Consider the following 17,986-nt stretch of genomic DNA (forward strand, 5'->3'; position numbering starts at 1 on the left):
TACCGCAATAAACGCCCGTCAACATCGGCCGTTCTTACAACAAAATCCTACAATCAGAGGCAACATTTTATTTGTCCTGCAATCCCTTGAGTCTCTGGGTACGTTCCGCAATCTTTTTGCGGTATACGTTGATTTTTGCAATTGCCTCGGCGATGGGGAGCGCGATATCGAATGCGCGCACGTTAAAGCGCGTTAAAGCCTGCACCGCCTGCGGGCCAAGCTGCGAGCAGAGAACATAATCCAGATCGGCTAGATTTTTTGCGGCCGAAAACATTGACGAACGTTCCACATCTCGCTGCCCACAAGCGCCGTCTCCGCACGAACCGTCGCAATGCTCCGGCTTAACGCGGACTTCGACTTTTTCTAATTTTCCGCTTTCTTCATCGACTTCGTAGACATCGAACGCCGCAGCGTGCCCAAAGTGAACATTGACATTTTCGCCATCGTTTGTGGCGACTGCAACTCTATATTTACCCATGAGAGAAAGTCTCCTTTACACGGATACGGTCCATGTAGATTTGCGCGCCGACATCGTAAACGCCCGGGACGCCAACGGCGTCGGCACGGCAATGGGCGCAATGCTTGAACACGTTGATGAACACTCCCGCCTGCTCCTGCGCAATCGCAAGAGTTTTCGGTGTCGGAGCGGGAATATCCTTAAAACCGTTTTGCGGAATCAACGGAATGATATTGTACATGATGGCCCCCGCTTCGCGCACGGTGGCCGCCACATCTTCGATGTGCTTGTCATTAATGCCCGGGCAAAGAACCGTATTGACTTTGATAAGTGTTCCGCTTTTCGCCACCTTGCGAATGCCTTCGAGCTGGTTGTGAATCAGAATTTCGGCCGCTTCTACACCTGTATAGGTTTTGCCGTGGTAGAAAATTCTCGCGTTGATCATCGCCTCGATTTCAGGATCCACGGCATTCACCGTAACCGTGAGCGAATCAATGCCCACATCGATGACTTCGTCTGCTTTGTCATTCAGCAAGAGTCCGTTAGTACTCATGCAACGAATGAGCTGCGGAAATTCCTTTTTCACCAAGCGGAACGTGTCTAGCGCAAAAGGAGTTGCAAGAGTGTCGCCGGGGCCCGCAATTCCCACCGTAGTGAGTTCCGGCACAAATTCCAATGCCTTGCGAATGTATCCGCATGCCTCTTCGGGCTTAATCACCTTACTTGTATTCCCCGGTACCTGAGCATCTTCGTTAATGCGCCTATCACAAAAACGACACTCTATGTTGCAACCCGGAGCGACTGGCAAATGAATGCGCCCCTTTCGGTTTTTGCAAGCACCAAAACACGGGTGTTCTCTAAAAACTGTTTCTTGACTGGTTGCCATAAAACCTCGCAAGGTATAGAAGCCCTGCACAAAAAATGATCGGCAAAGAACCGATTTAGTTTGTATTAAATAATGTGAACGTTTTGCCTAGCGTTCTGTAGCGTAATGAATGCTTTAACTTCTTAGCCAAAGAAGTATGTGTTTAAAGTTAAAAATCAGAACAATGGATTTCAATACGAAAGCAAGAGCGAAAATAAAAAAAGTTCATTTTTTCGAGGGAGTGATAGCTTTATGTTAACGCATGTTATAGGCGTTTATTATTGCAAATCACTTTTTCATGCACGCGATAGATTCGCGCTAACAAGGGCGATAAATGGAATTTATGACAACTTAAAAAAAGTGAATTTTTTTGACTAAACGGGTTCAAAAAGTATTGGAAAGAGTTGACTTAAATTCTAACTTGCCTTTGCCTAGTAATTTTGTAGGAAAACATAAGGAGACACGATAACATGTCTAAGAAATTACGTCAAATCGCTATTTACGGAAAGGGCGGCATCGGTAAATCTACTACGACTCAAAACTTGACCGCTGGCCTTGTAGAACAAGGAAAGCACGTTCTTGTGGTCGGCTGCGACCCTAAAGCAGACTCTACTCGCCTTTTGCTCGGCGGTCTTCATCAGAAAACGGTGCTCGACACCATTCGCGACAACAAAACCGAAATTCAGCTTTCTGACCTTGAAAAGGTCGGCTTCAAGGGCGTACGCTGCGTAGAATCCGGCGGCCCGGAACCGGGCGTGGGTTGCGCAGGCCGCGGCATTATCACCTCGATTAGCATGCTCGAACAGCTCGGCGCCTATACTGAAGACCTCGACTACGTTTTCTACGACGTGTTGGGCGACGTGGTGTGTGGCGGTTTTGCTATGCCGATTCGTGAAGGCAAAGCCAAGGAAATTTACATCGTCGCTTCCGGCGAAATGATGGCCCTTTATGCAGCAAACAACATCTGTAAGGGTATCGCCAAGTATGCCCAGCACGGCGAAGTGCGCTTGGGCGGTATCATCTGTAATAGCCGTAATGTGGATAACGAACTTGACCTGCTCCGTGCATTCACCAAGGAACTCAACACGCAGCTCATTCAGTTTGTGCCGCGCAACAACATTGTACAGCAGGCCGAAATCCGTAAGAAAACCGTGATTGAATTCGAGCCCAAGTCTAGCCAGGCAAACGTCTACCGTGAACTCGCCAAGAACATCGACGAAAACGAACTCTTTACCATACCGACCCCGATGACGCAGGATCGTTTGGAACAGATTCTCATCGATTACGGCATGATGGAAAAAGACTACCAGATTTAATGTGAGGGTTCATGGCCAAGACTAATATTAATTTGAACATGACCTCAGTCGAAAACCGCGAGTATCGACTGGGTACGATTATCGGCTGGGACGGCAAGGCGAGCGACCTGATTAAGGAATCTGCCTACGACGAACGCAGCGCGAAAAAGCATGGTGGCTGCGCAGGCAAGGGCGTGGGTTGCAAACTTTGCGAATTGAGCTCTCCGCTGAACCAAGAGACCATGTGCTCTAATGCGATTGTGCAGTGCCAGGTGGGAAACCTTACGGACTGCGCCCTGATTGACCATTCTCCTATCGGTTGCAGCGGCGAAAACTCCAAGTTTAACCTCTCGATGCATAATGGCCTTCGCCGTCGTGGAAAGCCCCTGCAGAATACGCTGAACATCAGCACGAACCTGAAAGAAAAGGACATGGTCTTTGGCGCTTCCGAAAAACTCCGCCAGACAATCCTTGACGCAAAGGAACGCTTTAACCCTAAGGCAATTTTCATTGGCATGGCTTGCGCAACCGCTATTATCGGTGAAGACATCGACTCCATTGCCGAGGAAATGGAACCTGAAGTTGGCGTGCCTATTATTCCGCTGCATTGCGAAGGTTTCCGTTCCAAGCACTGGTCTACGGGTTTTGACGTCGCTTTCCATGGCGTGCTTCGTCAGATTGTGGAACGCCACCCGACCAAGAAACAGAATGACTTGCTCAATATCGTTGCCCTTTGGGGTTCGGACAATTTCTCCGAAATGCTTGCTCCGCTTGGACTGCGCGTAAACTACCTTTTGGACACTGCTTCTTTCGAAGAAATTCGCCAAGCTTCAGAAGCTGTCGCTACCGCTACCTTCTGCGATACGTTGGGCGGCTACATGGCGACGGCTCTTGAAGAATCTTTCGGTGTTCCGCAGATTGACGCTCCGCAACCTTACGGCATCAAGGGTACCGATGCATGGCTTCGCGCTATCGCAAAGGTGGTCGGCAAAGAAAAAGAAGCCGAAGAATACATCGAAAGCGAGCACAAGCGCATTGCTCCGAAGCTTGCCGAACTCCGCGAATTTTTCAAGGGCAAGAATGGCATCGTGATGACGGGTTCTGCATACGCACATGGCCTTATCAGCGTACTTTCGGAACTGGGAATCGGCCACGACGCTGCACTCGTGTTCCACCACGACCCCGTTTACGACGGCGGTGGCGAACATCAGGATACCTTGAAGGAACTGGTCGAAACCTACGGCGACATTCCGCACTATACCGTCAGTAAGACTCGCGCCTTCCAGCTTCCGCAGCTTTTGAAGCGCGCCAAGACGGATTTCTTGCTCATTCGCCATCCGGGTCTCGCCTCTGTCGCGGGCCATCTCGGATTCCCGACCCTCACCATGGGCGACGAACATATTCCGGTGGGCTATCAGGGCATTCTCCGCATTGGTGAAATGCTCAAGGGCGTGATTTCACGTACCAAGTTCAATCAGGTGCTCAAGCGCAATGTAAAGCTCCCGTATTCCGACTGGTGGCTTTCTCAGGACGATCCGTTCTATTTGACACATCACCCGGAAGCGCTTGAAGATTTGCCGGAACCGAGAAACCTCAAGCTCGGCATCGGCCAGAAAAAAGTTTCGGAAAGCGCATAACAAGGGAGTTTTTAAATGTCTGAATCTACAATTAAAAGAAAGAAGAGTAATTCTATTTCGGACCCTCGATATGCTTGCGCGGTGGGTGCATCCCACACGGTTGTCGGTATTAAGGGCGCAGTTCCTATTGCCAACTGCTCTCCGGGTTGCCAGCTGAAGCAAACGGCGTTTCTCACGTTTGAAAACGGATTCCAGGGTAGCATTTACGCCGGCGCTGGTAACATGCCGAGTGCAAACTCCACTGAAAACGACATCGTCTTTGGCGGCATCAAGACTTTGGATCAGTTGATCAAGTCGACGCTCAAGGTGTTCAATGGCGACCTCTACGTTGTGCTTACCGGTTGCGTGGGAGGTCTTATCGGCGACGATGTTTCGAGCCTGGTTCGTGGCTACCGCGATTTGGGTTACCCGATCGTCTCCGTTGATACCGCCGGTTTCAAGGGCAACAACCTTTTCGGTCACGAAGAAGTCGTGAATGCCATTATCGACCAGTTCGTGGGTGATTACAAGGGTAAACGCAAAAAAGGTCTTGTCAATCTTTGGTTTGAAACTCCTTACTACAACCAGAACTGGCGTGGAGACTATCAGGAAATTGCCCGTATTCTCCGTGGTGCCGGTTTTGAAGTCAATGTTCCCTTCGGACCCGAAAACGAAGGTGTTAAGGATTGGTTGCGCATTCCGAAGGCTCAGTTCAACTTGGTGATTTCTCCGTGGGTGGGCGTTCGAAACGCAGAACACCTCCAGGAAAAATACGGTCAGCCGTTCCTGCACATTCCTGAAATTCCGCTCGGCGCCGAAGCGACAAGCGAATTTATCCGTAAAGTTGTCAAATTTGCCGGAATTGACAAGAAACAGAGCGAAAAGTTCATCAAGGAAGAAAACAGAATCTATTACTACTATCTGGAACACTTCTCTGAATTCTTCGCCGAATACTGGTTCGGTATGCCCAGCGAATTTGCCATTACCGCAGATTCCGCCTACACGCTTGCCTACACCAAGTTCCTCGTGGACCAAATCGGCCTTATTCCGCGCAAGGCAATTATCAGTGACGATCCGCCAGAAAAATTCCGCAAAAGTATCGAAGATGCGTTCCACAACATTAGCGAAGGTGTCGATGTCGAAGTGGAATTCGAAGAAGATGGCTACCTGATTGAAAAGTCTATTAAGGAAGTGAATTTCTCTTCTGGAAAACCCTTGATTCTTGCCTCTTCGTGGGAAATCAATATTGCCAATGAAAAGAATGCGCTGCTTTTCGAAATTACTCCGCCATCCAGCGAAACGTTGATTATCAATCGTAGTTTCGTCGGTTACAAGGGCGCGCTTAATTTGCTTGAAAAAATCTACAGCGCATCCGTTGGCGGAAAATAATATTCAAGATAAAATAATTTACTCTCCTAAAACAAAAAATGTCGCTTGATTATTCAGGCGACATTTTCTTAAAAAGCTCGAAGTCACTTTTTGTCAACGCCTCTGTTCAAGTCTAACCCTATATTAAGCTATAAAGAAAAAGTATTTTACAAGCTCATTTTTATTTCTACTTTTAACGCACAAAATTTCGAGAACGTCATGTTCCGAAGAGCAAACAAATCAAAACGAGGATACCTATATGTGTAGACTTTATAATTTTGCTCAAGGCATTCGCCAGTAAGCACTCAACCCCACCAAACAAAATTTAATCAAGTCGTGCAAAAAATTTTTTTTGCATGGTTGCTCAACTCATAAAAAATTTCAATCAGGAGACTTATAAATGAATATCAATTCGAAAAATGTAGCTGCCAAGATTATTCTTTTGTCCGCAATCACCTCTTTCGCCGCCGAACCGATTTCGGTCACCACAAAAACCGGCGTAACCGCAACCCTCTACGGTTTTGCATCTCTCAACGCCGCCTACGAAGATTCCAAGAGCAACAACGGTAACTTCGCCAACTTTGTTGCCGCTTCTGACCTCACCAACGAAAACGACGGTGGCTGGCACTTGACTCCGAACCTGACTCGAATCGGCTTCAATCTTTCGAGCGGTAGCGATACGACTTATTTCAAAGCCAACGGTAAAGTCGAAGTAGACTTTTACGGTGGTGGCTCAGCCAACAATCCCAACCCGCGTCTCCGCCACGGCTACGGTGAAATTTCTTTCGGCAAGACTGGCTTCTCTATTTTGGGCGGTCAAACTTGGGACGTGATTTCTCCGTTGGTAACCCCGACGCTTAACGCAGGCGTTCTCAATAACTCCGGCGACGCAGGCCTTCGTAGGGCTCAGCTGAGACTCACCGAGAAAATTCCCGTTGGTGAAGGCTCCGTGGATATTGCTGCAGCAGTTGTCCGCACCATCGGTGAAAACCAGCCGTACAATTCCTCTTCTGCCTCGGAAACCGGTACCGACGCCGACATTCCTACTTTCCAGGGCCGCATCGGCATTGCGCTTCCGCTGTGGGTAGATAACAAGAAGGCTGGTTTGGGCGTTTCGGGCCATTACGGACAAGAAGAAATCGACTTGGACGCAACGGGCGACACCAAGAATATTCCTACTTGGTCTGCTAACGTCGACTTGACTCTCCCCATCACAAGCGCAATCACCTTCCTTGGCGAAGGATTCGTCGGTGAAAACCTGGATACGTATGCAGCCGGCATCGGGCGCGGATTTGTCGCCAACACCGAAGACCCCGAAAGCGTCAAGAGCATCAAGGCGTACGGCGGATGGTTTGCCCTGCAAGCTAAACTGATTCAAAAACTGGCAATTAATGGTGGCGCAGGTATTGACAAACTGGACCGCGATGACATCGAAACTGTGGGCGGCCGCGAACAGAACATTTCCATTTTCGCAAACGCCACCTACAGCCTGACCGATGCATTCTCGCTCGGATTTGAATACTTGCACGTTCAGACCGACTATCTAACCGCCGGCACCGTGAAAGAAGCCGACTTGAACCGCTATCAACTTTCTGCAACTTATGGCTTCTAACATAGGAGAATTTCACAATGACTCAGAATTATCATAAAAAACATTCTCGGATTGCATTGGCAATCCTCTTTAGCCTCGCCTGCGCTACTTCTGCAATCGCCGCAGACAAGATTTCCATCGGTTACCTGTCTTCTACAGGTCAAGGAAAATTCTTCATCGCAAAAGATGCTGGTATTTTCGAGAAAAACGGTCTTGACGTAACGCTCGTAGAATTTTCGAATTCTGGCGACGGCATTGCCGCTGTCCGCGCAGGTAAACTCGATGCAGGCGCATTCGGTTCGCTCGCTCCGCTTATTCACATTTCGCAGGGTGCCGACATCCGCGTGATTGGTGGCATCATGGGCGGCGACCAGGCCGTGATTACCCGCAAAGAAAATGCAGCCTCCGTTAAAAAGCTGAGTGACCTCAAGGGCAAGAAAATCGCTACCATTCGCTTGGGCACCGCCGACGCCATCGTTCGCGGCGGCCTCAAGAAAGAAGGCGTCGACTGGCGCAAGGATGTCACCATCGTAGAACTCAAGAATCCGCCTGCCGTAATCGAAGCCGTCAAGAATGGCAGCGTATTTGCAGGCGTTACTTGGGGACCCCATGACCTTCGCGCCGAAGAAGCTGGCCTTTCCGTGGTGCTCCGCAGTAAGGACATTAACCCCGGCCATATTTGCTGCCGCCTCATTGCATCGCTCCGCAAAATCGAAGGCCGCGACGATGTTTACAAGCGCTTGGTCAAGTCGCTGATCGAAGCCGAAGAACTGGTGCAAAATAACCACAAGAAGAGTGTGGAAATTATTGCCAAGTGGATCAAGCTCGATACCGCCCTTGTCAACAAGGCGTTCTACAGCGGGCACGTCACGCAGGATACCGACCCGAACGTGAAGGGTGTTGAATTCTTCTGGGATTTCTTGAAAGACGCCGAATTCATCAAGTCCGACAAGAAAGTCTCCGAATACGTGCGCACCGATTTCTACAAGGCCGCCATTGCGGAACTGCGCAAAGAAAACCCCAAGTCCGAATTCTACGCCAAGGCAGAAAATATTTTCAAGTCCAGGAACTAAGAATAGTATGACAATAAAGCAAAATGGTTTTGAAGCAACGAATCTCGGTTTTTCGTACGATGGCAGAGCCATCTTGAAAGACATCAACTTGAAAATCAATCAAGGTGAGTTCGTATGTCTGCTAGGCGAAAGCGGTAGTGGCAAGACCACTTTGCTAAACCTTCTCGCTGGGCTTACCAAGCCGAGCGAGGGGCATGTCTACTGGAAAGGAAAAGAAATCGAAAAGCCTTCTGCAGAAAGGAGTGTGGTCTTTCAAGACTACACCCTTTTCCCTTGGCTTACCCTTCTCCAAAATGTAACACTCGCCATCAAAAAGACAAAAAAACTTAAGACAAGTTACGCCAAAAATTTAGCAGAAGAATACTTGAATTTGGTGGGGCTATCTGGAAGTCTGCATAAATATCCCTTTGAACTTTCGGGCGGAATGCGCCAGCGCGGAGCCATAGCGCGTGCCTTAAGTGTCAGCGCTGACGCCCTACTTTTAGACGAACCCTTTGGCGCTCTCGATCCGGTAAACAGGGCGAGCTTGCAAGATTTAGTCTTGGAGCTTTGCCGCGGCGTCAAAGACCGTCCTATTACCACATTGTTTGTCACGCACGACATTCGTGAAGCTGTTTATCTCGGGAGCCGCATTATCGTTTTAGGCTCTACTCCGGGGCGTATCATTGCGGACATCCCGCTTGATTTCCCGGTAAAGAAGAATCGTGGCGAATGGTTCCGCAACGAAAAAGTCCAAGAAACCATTGCAACTATTGAAGACGCCTACCACAAGGACATCCTTGAAAAACTAGGCCACATTGTACAAGGAGGTGCCAGTATATGAGAACCTTTACAAAATACTTATCCAAGTTTTCAGGAATCCTTTTTCTTCTCTTCTTGTTAGGAATTTGGGTGCTGATCAGCTGCGGCCCGGAATGGGACAGTCAATACCTGTTCCCGTCTCCTAAGGCAATCCTGAAATCGCTCTTTGATTCTCGTGAAGAACTTTTGCGCAGTGCGGGAGCGTCTCTTTTAAAACTGGTGCCCGCCTATTTGGTGGCATCGATTGTCGGAATCTCTATCGGAATTGTTTCCGGTTCCATTCCGTGGGTCTCCAATATGCTAAAACCCATTTCCAGGTTTGCGGCCCCCATTCCCCCCAACGTTTATATTCCTTACGCGATAGCGATTCTTCCGACGTTCTATTTGTCTTCGACATTCATCATTTTTATTGCCGCCTTTTGGCCCATCTACTTGAATACGGCTGCCGGTGCCGCCGAAATCCCCGAAAAATACAAGCGTAACGCCGCCATCATCGGAATCGGAAAGTTTGAATACTTGTGGAGAATCGCCCTTGTAGCAAGTCTGCCGTCAATATTTTCGGGGCTTTCTGTAGGTATGGGACTTTCGTTCATCATGCTTACCGTGGCAGAACTTTTCGGCGAAAACACGGGGCTCGGTCACTTTGTGCAATTCTACGCGGACTATTCCGATTACCCCAACATGGTTGCAGGCATTCTCTGGACGGGCATTGTGGTGCTTGCGATTATGGAACTGTTTGAACTTGTTAAACGCAAGCTCCTGTTCTGGACAAAAGCGAATTAGTTATGATTAGTAACACTTCAAAAATATTTATATTGGCGGTGAAAATTGGAGATTTAAAATGAGCCTGACCGTCGAACGCGCAAAAGAAATCAACAAGGGCCACGTGACCGAAGAATCGCTGGTTATCCATTCCCTCAACGTATGCTATGCCATGGGCGCCATGGCCAAGCACTTCGGCGAAGACGTTGAACACTGGCAGGCCGTGGGCTACCTGCACGATTACGACTACCAGGAATTCCCCGAAGAACACCTGCAGCACACCGAAAAGGAACTGCTCGCGCAGGGCGTCTCCGAAGAAGACGTTCGCGCCATTTTGGCACACGGTTTTGAAATCGTGAACCAGGTGGAGCCCAAGACCAATATGGAAAAGAGCCTGTTTACCGTCGACGAACTCACCGGAATCATCCAGGCCTGCGCGAGAATGCGCCCCAACGGAATTTTGGACCTCGAAGTGAAAAGTTTCATGAAGAAGTTCAAGGACAAGAAATTCGCCGCCAAGTGCAACCGTGACTACATTCTGAAAGGCTGCACCCTGCTCGGCATGGACGTGAAAGACGTCGCAGCCATCTGCATCGAGGGCATGCGCGAACACGCCGCCGAAATCGGCCTTGCCGGTAGCGCTGCGTAATTACGACGCTATCCAAAATCCGTAAAGTTTTCCAAAAACTGTAATGAAAAATGCCAAAGTATCTTGCGAAAGAGCTTTGGCATATTTTTTGCATTCTATGGGGCGCAGGATTTAATATGATTACGCTGAACGACTATTTATATTCTGGAAACACGGTGCTGAAAATTTTGCACCAGTATTCTAACGACCTCAGGAACGGTGCGAAGGAAACGCGCAACAGCATCGACCTTGCGCATTCGAATTTTCTGATTCAGATTATTGAATTGCTGGAGCACAATGACTTTTTGACTTCGCAGTCTCAGCGGATCAAGGAATTCTACAAGTTCATGACGCGGGAATACCCGTTCTTGGCTTTTACTTTCAAGGGTCGCATTAAGTCGCTGATTCGCGCCGAAGAAAAATTCAATGGTTACATCCTTGAATACATTTACGGCTACTACAAAAAAAACGGGAAGTTCCCAACAGAAGCCGAAATCAAGAGCAAGCTGAACTTTCGCGACTTGATTGCTTACCGCATTGTGATTTCGATGCCGGTTTGCCACATTAAAAAGGGCGAGAACCGCCGCGAAGTAGAAGAAAAGTATCTGTACGAAATCGCGAACGTGCTGCCGGAATTCTTGGAAGAGCGCGGCTTTACGGCAGAGATCACGAAGTACACGGAAGACGGTCATTCGGAATTGCTGAATGAACAAGTGCGGCCGTATTACCACGATTCGGTGGCATTCCCGAGAAGTTCGGGTTACCAGTCGCTGCATATTATTTTCTACGACAATCTGGCCCGCTGCTTTACCGAGGTGCAGTTGCGCACCAAGGACATGGATGACTTTGCCGAAATCGGCGAGGCGAACCATTTTGGCTACGAGAAAACGCAAGAGGCGCGCCGCAGCAAGCACGACGAGATTCCGAGCGGCGAGTGCGTTTATTTTGACGAGGCCTACGAGCGCCTGACAAATTTGCAAGAAATCGAGCTCGCGAATGTGGACGTGAACATGTTCAAGGCTATCAACAACCAGCTAATAAACGACGGTTGCGGCCTTTTCCGCGGTCGCCAGATCTTGCCGTTCGAGCATCTGTCGCGATTCCAGAATGATTTGATTGACTGATAAAGGCAAAAATGGGCGTTTACGAGCCATCCGGTCTGCTTAATTTATGCTAAAAATGTCGGTTTAAATGTCGGATAAGATGTCGGATTAATGTCGGAATAAATGTCATATTATTTGTCATGATAAAAACATGTTTGTCGGGGTATTTGTCGGTGTAAATGTCGGGGTAAAAAGCGACAAAAAATGGGCGTTCCCCGGCTTGTTTACCCTCGCCGGGTCGGGCTATACTCGCTTCGCTCACGGAGCCTCGCTAACGCAAGTCTCCGCCCTTACGGGTTACTATCCCTAACGCAAAGTAAGAGAAAAAAGCTAAATCAAAACAGCTTCTTGCTCTAACATCTTGCCTTGTTTACGAATTTCAGTCATTAAGGATTCTAATTCAGCATCTGGAAAACCATACTCTTTGAAATTACTCCAAAGAGTATCAAACATTGATTCTTGATTACCCTTTCGTCTTAGTTCTTTACAACCATATTTTTCAAGCTTCATTTTCCAGTCATGCATCCAAAACCATTGAGCATCAGGCAACGTTTCTACAAGATTCGCGTAATTATTTATTCCAACAGCATCGTAATCGGGGAAAAGGATTACACTTACAAAAGAACTCTTCGTCAACCACATGCGTAATCGAGCGGACAAATTTCCAGCATAATAAAGAATAATTCCATTAAAATCTGATGGCACCCATCTTAAATCATCAAGTAATTGTTGGTTTTCGACCAGTATCAAAGAGCCATTGCATTCAAATCCATCAGAGTCATCCTTTATCGGCAATGCAAAACAGCCAAGGGATTTTGTAATAAATGAAACATCTACACCATTAACAATTACACCGTCACCTACAGCATTGCAAAGAAAATAGGAAAAATCAAGCGTCGTTTGACCGGCTTTTGTATTGCTATTTTTTGCAAGATTTTGAACGCGGACAGGGAGGTTATCTAAATCTTTTTTAGGGGCAAGACGAGTTATTTCCCATTCAAGAGTTTTCTCATCAACAACCTTAAATACTTTTCCTTTACCGGCTTTTTGGATAGAAATACACCCTTTTCTTTCAGCCCAAACTTCTAATTCTTTTCGCAAAGATTGTGCGATAGACGAGAAGACCACTTCCTTTTCAGAATAGATTCTTGTCAAAATATCAACCCAGGCATCATTCCTCATTACGCACCTCGATTGGATCCAGCGTTATTCGCTGTTTGTCTGTCACAACATTTCTGTTGTTTCTCTTTTCAATACGGATACAATAACGGACTGTTGTTTGTGCTGTTGGAGAAGCAAAAAGCAACACAAAACCAAACTCACGAGCAGCCGCAATCAACTTTTTCTGGTTTTCTTCATCAATGCTTGCAGCCTCATCAAGATAGCATATTGATGTTGTCGCGTTCTTTTTATCCGTCATCCAATGAAGCAACGCCAAGCCGAAAATAAGTTTCGCCATAAGAACGGTCCCATTAGAACCTATTGCATTTAAATCACTAAGATTCTGTTCTAATTCGCCTTCTTTCTGAACCTTGATAGATAAATCAAACAAGTTTTCTAGTCTAAGCTTATCATTGTTATCACAGAATCGGAACAATTTTTCTTTAGCTTTGTCAACTTCAGGATTTCCCGCATATCCTTCTTTTGCATCAGGATTAAACAAACCCATTGAATCGGTAGGATCCGTGCTATGTCTCGCTATTATTTTAACAGCATCAAGTATGTCTCGAGGATTTATCTCAATAGAAAGTTTTTTCAAGTCAGAAACACGTCTTTTCGTAATCAACACATTAAATTTGGTTAAATCATCTTCAAAAGTTTTATATTGATTGACTAATTCGATGAGAATATTTCCGACTCGCGTAATTGCTACATGGAGATTGTGTTGTATGGCAGCCTCTTCTTTGGGCAATGTATGAGCATAATCAAGAATACGCTCCGTCATTTCATCTTCTTGTTCTATGCCAATAAATTTGGTAAATCCCCTATGTTCAAGATCTCTTAATATTCGATTTTTACTTGAAGATACGGAATCCAGCTCGTTACAATCGTCCACCTGATTTTTCAGCAATTCCGGAAGTTCTTCCATCACATTCCCATCGTAAACATACGGAAGATAAACCTGTTCAAGAACTTCTGTATAATTTTCAACATCTCGGCGTTTATTCCTCAACAAGGAAATTTCGCTATTTCTGTCATTTAAATCCTTTATCTTGCCAATTATTTCACGCTCTTTAGACTGGCTTTTCCCCCTTTCTTCGTCAAATTTTTCCAAATTGCTCAAATTTTCTTGAAGCGATTTAGATAGTTTTATTTTTTCACTATTTCGTTCTGCTTCCGACAATCGCAATTCGACAAACTCATTATAATCATTCAACTCCTTTTGCGTCGAATCTCGCCTTTCTATTAAAACACTCAATTCATTCTTAACTTTCTCACGTTCTTCAATAGCCCTACGACGTTCTTTATACTTCTCTAATTCATCTTTACTCAAGTTAATCTCTTCTTGTATTTCTTCAGGAGATTTTTCCTCATAATGTCCCATTGCTAGGATTTCACATCTATTTAATGTCAATCCATTTATTTCTAAAATATCCCCTTGGCTGTTGAGCCAAGTTTTGTACGATTCAATAAATGACCGAACATCACCTAGCTCGTCCACACTTAAAGAAAGGATTCTTTGATTGACAAGATTATAAAGAATGTCTTTTTCTTCAGAATTGAGTAGAGATTGCACCTGTCTTTTGAATAATTTTTCACCAGATTCAAGTTCCCTTAAACTCTGATTTATACCTTCTTCCAATTCTTTTATACGCCTACTAATAAACCTAACATTTTCTTGTCGTGTTGAGTTTAACAACGTCTGTTTTGCAGCAACTTGGTCGTTTAAAGAACTAAGATTCTGTTTTAACACATTCTCATCAATATTGAGAACAAATCGAGATTTCAATGATTCATAACGATTATTTTTTGATTCGATTTCACCTAAATTACGATTAATATCTTCGTTATCTCTGATTATTTGATCATGCTTTTCTCCGTATTCCGCCACCTCGGCTTTTACACGAGCTAAATCATTTTCTAAGCGATCATTCTCGCTATTTTTATATTCTTCCCACTGGCTCAAGCCCTTGTTTATCAAAGGACGCATCGTCCCGATTTTGCCACGGAGTTCACGAATACGATTATATTTGCGATCCAAGTCATTTATTGAAGACATAGAATCTTTACAGGCCTTATACTGAGCCTTATCTTCTTCCACAGATTGGAAGGCTTCATTCCACTCACGCTTGAAATCAAAACCTCTAGATGAGGCTTCTTTGGAATAGTTAACGGCATTAATTTGAAGAAGAAATCTCTTGATGTCCGCAGAATCAAGCTTGTCAAGATGAAGAGTCTTTATTAGAACCTTTTGAAAAACATCTCTAAGCGAAGCCGCTACAGAAAACAAGCGAATATCTAAATCCGACGATGCTAAATCAGTTTTACCATAAAGGTTATTAAAGAACTCTGTTGAACGAGGATACTTGTTAATTGAGATTCCTTTTTCCCGCATTTTTTCTTGCAAAAAGGCCTCTTCAATAATACTGCCATCTACATCTTTATAATCTTCTATGTGAAGTGAACCTTCATAACTGAAATACTGATACTCGTTAGAAAAACCTTTGCCAACGCAACCGACGACGACAACGCCACTTTTTAATTGCATTTCAAGCAATATGTAAGAGCTAGGATATGGAAAATAGAATTTTAGCGAAGAATTCCTGTCATGGGCTCCAAAGTCCATCTGCTGCTTATCGCGAATAAGCAAAAATTGAAGAGCATTAATCAAGCTCGTCTTGCCAGAATTATTCGGACCAACAATAGAAACTGCATCGTCAAGAGGAATCTCGGCAATTTCGTAGTTGGCACTATTTATCAAAACCAACTTTCGTAAGCCATACTCATTTTTCATACATCATCCTCTTCAACAAATTCTTCAAGATCTTCGTTAGTATCATCAACAACTGCATTATCAGTTTCGTTATCAGATAAATCCTGATAAAGGTCTATAAATCGCCAGCAAGGCAACATCATCGTATAACAAGAATCATCTTTATTCATAAAGCCTAAGGTCTCTGCCTTATGAACCACCCTATTCCACGCCTCGTCAGAATCTAATTTTTCTTGAACGAGTAATTCTTTATTTTTCTCTCGCAATTCTGCAAAGAATACCGGATCCAAAATCCAGCTTGTAAACCGAAGTAAATCAGCACCGTCAGCGTATTTTTTATCCAAAATCAGCAAGAAAAGCAAAGCAACCTGTTGAGCGGCCTTTTGATTAGTATCTTCATCAAAATTAAAATATGCGAAGCCCCTCGGATCAATTTCTAACTTTTTTCCTAAATGCTTAAAAAGAATCGCATAATCGTCTTTATGTTCACCTTGCAAAGCATTCCACCATTCAGCATCAGCAGAAGCATCAATATGGCGTCCAGCAGCAAGCTGACTAAAAATATCTTTGACATACTTCAAATTTTCGAGATCTTTTGATAAGCTCATACAGCATTCTCCAAAATATGCGGATAGTATGTAATTCTATAATTCTTTAAGTTCGTTGATTCGCGAGAATCTGATTGACGCAATCTTTTCGACTCACGCTGCAAAATCTGCTGGTAAACAGACAACAACGTTCTATCGCTTTGTTCAGGATAATTTTCCTTAAGCCATTCCATCAAAGGCACCCGTCTTTTGCACATTTTTAAATTTTCAACAACATCATCTATTCGAAGCAGCATCAAATCGTCATTACTCGAAACCAACTCTTCTGGGAAACTAAACTTTGCCGGAGTGTATTGCAAAACTTTTGCCGAAAACTCCTTGACTGAAGGACTTAATGAAAAACGGACATCTCTTTGGCTTCCGCCTAATTTGAGAGTCTTTACATTTAGACTTTTCCTTAATCCCTTTTTCCGGACTTTTGCCAAAAGAGCAACTACAGAACAAGATATTCTATTATTCTTCGTTACTCTATTGCGTAGAGGAGCCAATTCATTTTGGAACAAAGCCAAATTTTCTCTGATTTGCGTTCGCAGCATGCGTATTTGACTTTGAGCACCTTTCATTGTTCTTGACCAAGAAGACAATGAACCAGCCTGGATATTGCAGAGATCCATTCCCCGAGCCAACTGTTTTTCTATGGTTAAAGTCAAGTTGAGAAATCCAGTAGCATCATTGCCTAAAAACTGACGCATTGGCTCTACATATTGTTCAAAGCAATCAGAAACCTCCCCATAGCGAAGATTCAAAGGCGTATCGGGCGGCATAATCTTGGCACGCTCAATTATGTTCTTGATAGCATTTCTGTCAGACTCCAAATGATTTTGAATTTCATCTATCAGATCAATAATCATCGAAGCTTTACTTTGGACAAGAGCCAAATCGCCTTTTTCAAGAGCCTTTTGAACCTCATCACTTAGTTTTCCAACACGATCTGCCTCAACTTTAACTATTTCAGCAAGGCCGAGTTTTTGTTCCTTAACTAGGTTAAGGACATAGTCTTTCGTGTACTTTTGGATTATATACGCCCCATCTTGGTCAATAGGACGTAATATTCCGTTTTTGACCAACACTCTAAAGGCTCTCAGAGCATCTTCTTTATTCTGTTGAAAATAGGCAACGGCTTCATCAAAAATGGCTTGTTCATATAGAGCATTTGAAGACCTACTTTTTAAAGCAAGCCTTTCTATTAAGTCAAAGTACTCATTCAGTGTTTGTACTATCGCTTTTGGAGAAGCCATTGATATTTTCGCCTAAATTTCCATTCTAAATACAATATACATTTAATCGCATGACACAAAGTGTCAAATTTAATAGTTTATCTAGCTAGCGGAAGACGAGAGAAGATTCCGCTTCTGAAACCGGAATAACGAAGCGGCTGGAGCTAGGGGGAAACTTTCACCGCCATTTTTTTCAAAAAAAACTCCTGAACCTATTGACAATCGGGATTTTTGCAACTATATTATAGTACACAAGTGTGCAGCAGTATTTTGCTTTTTCAGCATGTAAGCAGATGAGGTCATATGAAAACAACAATGGTAAACGCTCTAAATATGCAAGATTTTGCAAGCAAATGCTTGCATATACAATCAAAAAGACATATATTTGGTACTATGAGTACCGTAGCAAAAAATTTCCGCATCGATTCCGAATTGAACAACCAGGCCAGTAAGCTTCTTGAGGGGCTGGGACTTTCCATGTCGCAGGCGATTTCCATGTTCCTGAAGCAGGTTGTTCTGCATCGCGGTCTTCCTTTCGAGGTGAAGTACCCGGAACATTCCGGCGAACTGTTCGAAGCCATCGAAGAGGCGAAACGGCTCGAAGCCGACCCGAAGACCAAGCGTTATACGGATATGGACGAGATGTGGACGGACTTGGACAAATGATT

General features: G+C 45.0%; 16 protein-coding genes. 10 read left to right on the top strand and 6 right to left on the bottom strand.

Annotated features, from left to right (window positions below):
- Positions 1 to 67: 67 nt before the first annotated feature.
- Positions 68 to 478, bottom strand: coding sequence for a NifB/NifX family molybdenum-iron cluster-binding protein (locus ACKI61_RS03720; RefSeq protein WP_407456446.1), 411 nt, complete (start codon positions 476 to 478; stop codon positions 68 to 70).
- The gene (locus tag ACKI61_RS03725) at positions 471 to 1,343 is read right to left on the bottom strand and encodes a radical SAM protein (protein WP_073056572.1); all 873 of its coding nucleotides are present in this window, start codon (positions 1,341 to 1,343) and stop codon (positions 471 to 473) included. Before ACKI61_RS03725 ends, ACKI61_RS03720 begins: the two co-directional genes overlap by 8 nt.
- 449 nt (positions 1,344 to 1,792) lie before the next feature.
- On the opposite strand from ACKI61_RS03725, the gene nifH reads away from it, so the two are divergent.
- The 9 genes from nifH (at position 1,793) to ACKI61_RS03770 (ending at position 11,580) form a co-directional block, all read left to right on the top strand.
- Positions 1,793 to 2,638 carry a nitrogenase iron protein gene (nifH, locus tag ACKI61_RS03730; protein ID WP_072977618.1) on the top strand — a complete coding sequence of 282 codons (846 nt, stop codon included), beginning with the start codon at positions 1,793 to 1,795 and terminating at the stop codon, positions 2,636 to 2,638.
- An 11-nt stretch (positions 2,639 to 2,649) separates the two neighbouring features.
- Positions 2,650 to 4,254 (top strand): nitrogenase component 1, encoded by a 1,605-nt coding sequence (locus tag ACKI61_RS03735; protein WP_407456447.1) that lies wholly within the window; start codon positions 2,650 to 2,652, stop codon positions 4,252 to 4,254.
- A gap of 15 nt (positions 4,255 to 4,269) precedes the next feature.
- Complete coding sequence (locus tag ACKI61_RS03740) at positions 4,270 to 5,622, top strand: nitrogenase component 1 (protein ID WP_407456448.1); 1,353 nt, start codon at positions 4,270 to 4,272, stop codon at positions 5,620 to 5,622.
- A gap of 379 nt (positions 5,623 to 6,001) precedes the next feature.
- Complete coding sequence (locus ACKI61_RS03745) at positions 6,002 to 7,213, top strand: hypothetical protein (RefSeq protein ID WP_407456449.1); 1,212 nt, start codon at positions 6,002 to 6,004, stop codon at positions 7,211 to 7,213.
- 17 nt (positions 7,214 to 7,230) lie between these two features.
- The gene (locus ACKI61_RS03750) at positions 7,231 to 8,265 is read left to right on the top strand and encodes an ABC transporter substrate-binding protein (protein WP_407456450.1); all 1,035 of its coding nucleotides are present in this window, start codon (positions 7,231 to 7,233) and stop codon (positions 8,263 to 8,265) included.
- A gap of 73 nt (positions 8,266 to 8,338) precedes the next feature.
- Complete coding sequence (locus ACKI61_RS03755) at positions 8,339 to 9,088, top strand: ABC transporter ATP-binding protein (protein WP_407456451.1); 750 nt, start codon at positions 8,339 to 8,341, stop codon at positions 9,086 to 9,088.
- A complete protein-coding gene (locus ACKI61_RS03760; RefSeq protein ID WP_407456452.1) occupies positions 9,085 to 9,849 on the top strand; it encodes an ABC transporter permease in 765 nt (254 codons plus the stop codon). The genes ACKI61_RS03755 and ACKI61_RS03760 overlap by 4 nt, the downstream gene beginning before the upstream one ends.
- Before the next feature lie 58 nt (positions 9,850 to 9,907).
- Positions 9,908 to 10,477 carry an HD domain-containing protein gene (locus tag ACKI61_RS03765; RefSeq protein ID WP_407456453.1) on the top strand — a complete coding sequence of 190 codons (570 nt, stop codon included), beginning with the start codon at positions 9,908 to 9,910 and terminating at the stop codon, positions 10,475 to 10,477.
- A gap of 116 nt (positions 10,478 to 10,593) precedes the next feature.
- Positions 10,594 to 11,580, top strand: coding sequence for a guanosine polyphosphate pyrophosphohydrolase (locus tag ACKI61_RS03770; protein ID WP_407456454.1), 987 nt, complete (start codon positions 10,594 to 10,596; stop codon positions 11,578 to 11,580).
- 309 nt (positions 11,581 to 11,889) lie between these two features.
- Here ACKI61_RS03770 and ACKI61_RS03775 read toward each other — a convergent pair whose 3' ends face one another.
- From ACKI61_RS03775 to ACKI61_RS03790, 4 genes are read right to left on the bottom strand one after another with little or no spacing between them, the layout of a single operon-like run.
- Entirely contained in the window at positions 11,890 to 12,741 is an 852-nt protein-coding gene (locus ACKI61_RS03775; RefSeq protein ID WP_407456455.1) for a hypothetical protein, read from the bottom strand.
- Positions 12,731 to 15,514 (bottom strand): hypothetical protein, encoded by a 2,784-nt coding sequence (locus tag ACKI61_RS03780; protein WP_407456456.1) that lies wholly within the window; start codon positions 15,512 to 15,514, stop codon positions 12,731 to 12,733. The genes ACKI61_RS03775 and ACKI61_RS03780 overlap by 11 nt, the downstream gene beginning before the upstream one ends.
- Positions 15,511 to 16,101, bottom strand: coding sequence for a condensin complex protein MksE (locus tag ACKI61_RS03785; protein WP_407456457.1), 591 nt, complete (start codon positions 16,099 to 16,101; stop codon positions 15,511 to 15,513). The genes ACKI61_RS03780 and ACKI61_RS03785 overlap by 4 nt, the downstream gene beginning before the upstream one ends.
- A complete protein-coding gene (locus tag ACKI61_RS03790) occupies positions 16,098 to 17,339 on the bottom strand; it encodes a hypothetical protein (RefSeq protein WP_407456458.1) in 1,242 nt (413 codons plus the stop codon). The genes ACKI61_RS03785 and ACKI61_RS03790 overlap by 4 nt, the downstream gene beginning before the upstream one ends.
- A 372-nt stretch (positions 17,340 to 17,711) precedes the next feature.
- Here ACKI61_RS03790 and ACKI61_RS03795 point away from each other — a divergent pair, with 372 nt between their 5' ends.
- Complete coding sequence (locus ACKI61_RS03795) at positions 17,712 to 17,984, top strand: type II toxin-antitoxin system RelB/DinJ family antitoxin (protein WP_407456459.1); 273 nt, start codon at positions 17,712 to 17,714, stop codon at positions 17,982 to 17,984.
- Positions 17,985 to 17,986 lie beyond the last annotated feature (2 nt).

Source organism: Fibrobacter sp. (assembly GCF_045601785.1).
Lineage (GTDB): Bacteria > Fibrobacterota > Fibrobacteria > Fibrobacterales > Fibrobacteraceae > Fibrobacter.

Excerpts from the sequence above, each read along its gene's own strand:
- ACKI61_RS03720 (WP_407456446.1), bottom strand. The coding sequence starts at position 478 with ATGGGTAAATATAGAGTTGCAGTCGCCACAAACGATGGCGAAAATGTC.
- ACKI61_RS03725 (WP_073056572.1), bottom strand. The coding sequence starts at position 1,343 with ATGGCAACCAGTCAAGAAACAGTTTTTAGAGAACACCCGTGTTTTGGT.
- nifH (WP_072977618.1), top strand. The coding sequence starts at position 1,793 with ATGTCTAAGAAATTACGTCAAATCGCTATTTACGGAAAGGGCGGCATC.
- ACKI61_RS03735 (WP_407456447.1), top strand. The coding sequence starts at position 2,650 with ATGGCCAAGACTAATATTAATTTGAACATGACCTCAGTCGAAAACCGC.
- ACKI61_RS03740 (WP_407456448.1), top strand. The coding sequence starts at position 4,270 with ATGTCTGAATCTACAATTAAAAGAAAGAAGAGTAATTCTATTTCGGAC.
- ACKI61_RS03745 (WP_407456449.1), top strand. The coding sequence starts at position 6,002 with ATGAATATCAATTCGAAAAATGTAGCTGCCAAGATTATTCTTTTGTCC.
- ACKI61_RS03750 (WP_407456450.1), top strand. The coding sequence starts at position 7,231 with ATGACTCAGAATTATCATAAAAAACATTCTCGGATTGCATTGGCAATC.
- ACKI61_RS03760 (WP_407456452.1), top strand. The coding sequence starts at position 9,085 with ATGAGAACCTTTACAAAATACTTATCCAAGTTTTCAGGAATCCTTTTT.
- ACKI61_RS03765 (WP_407456453.1), top strand. The coding sequence starts at position 9,908 with ATGAGCCTGACCGTCGAACGCGCAAAAGAAATCAACAAGGGCCACGTG.
- ACKI61_RS03770 (WP_407456454.1), top strand. The coding sequence starts at position 10,594 with ATGATTACGCTGAACGACTATTTATATTCTGGAAACACGGTGCTGAAA.
- ACKI61_RS03775 (WP_407456455.1), bottom strand. The coding sequence starts at position 12,741 with ATGAGGAATGATGCCTGGGTTGATATTTTGACAAGAATCTATTCTGAA.
- ACKI61_RS03780 (WP_407456456.1), bottom strand. The coding sequence starts at position 15,514 with ATGAAAAATGAGTATGGCTTACGAAAGTTGGTTTTGATAAATAGTGCC.
- ACKI61_RS03785 (WP_407456457.1), bottom strand. The coding sequence starts at position 16,101 with ATGAGCTTATCAAAAGATCTCGAAAATTTGAAGTATGTCAAAGATATT.
- ACKI61_RS03790 (WP_407456458.1), bottom strand. The coding sequence starts at position 17,339 with ATGGCTTCTCCAAAAGCGATAGTACAAACACTGAATGAGTACTTTGAC.
- ACKI61_RS03795 (WP_407456459.1), top strand. The coding sequence starts at position 17,712 with ATGAGTACCGTAGCAAAAAATTTCCGCATCGATTCCGAATTGAACAAC.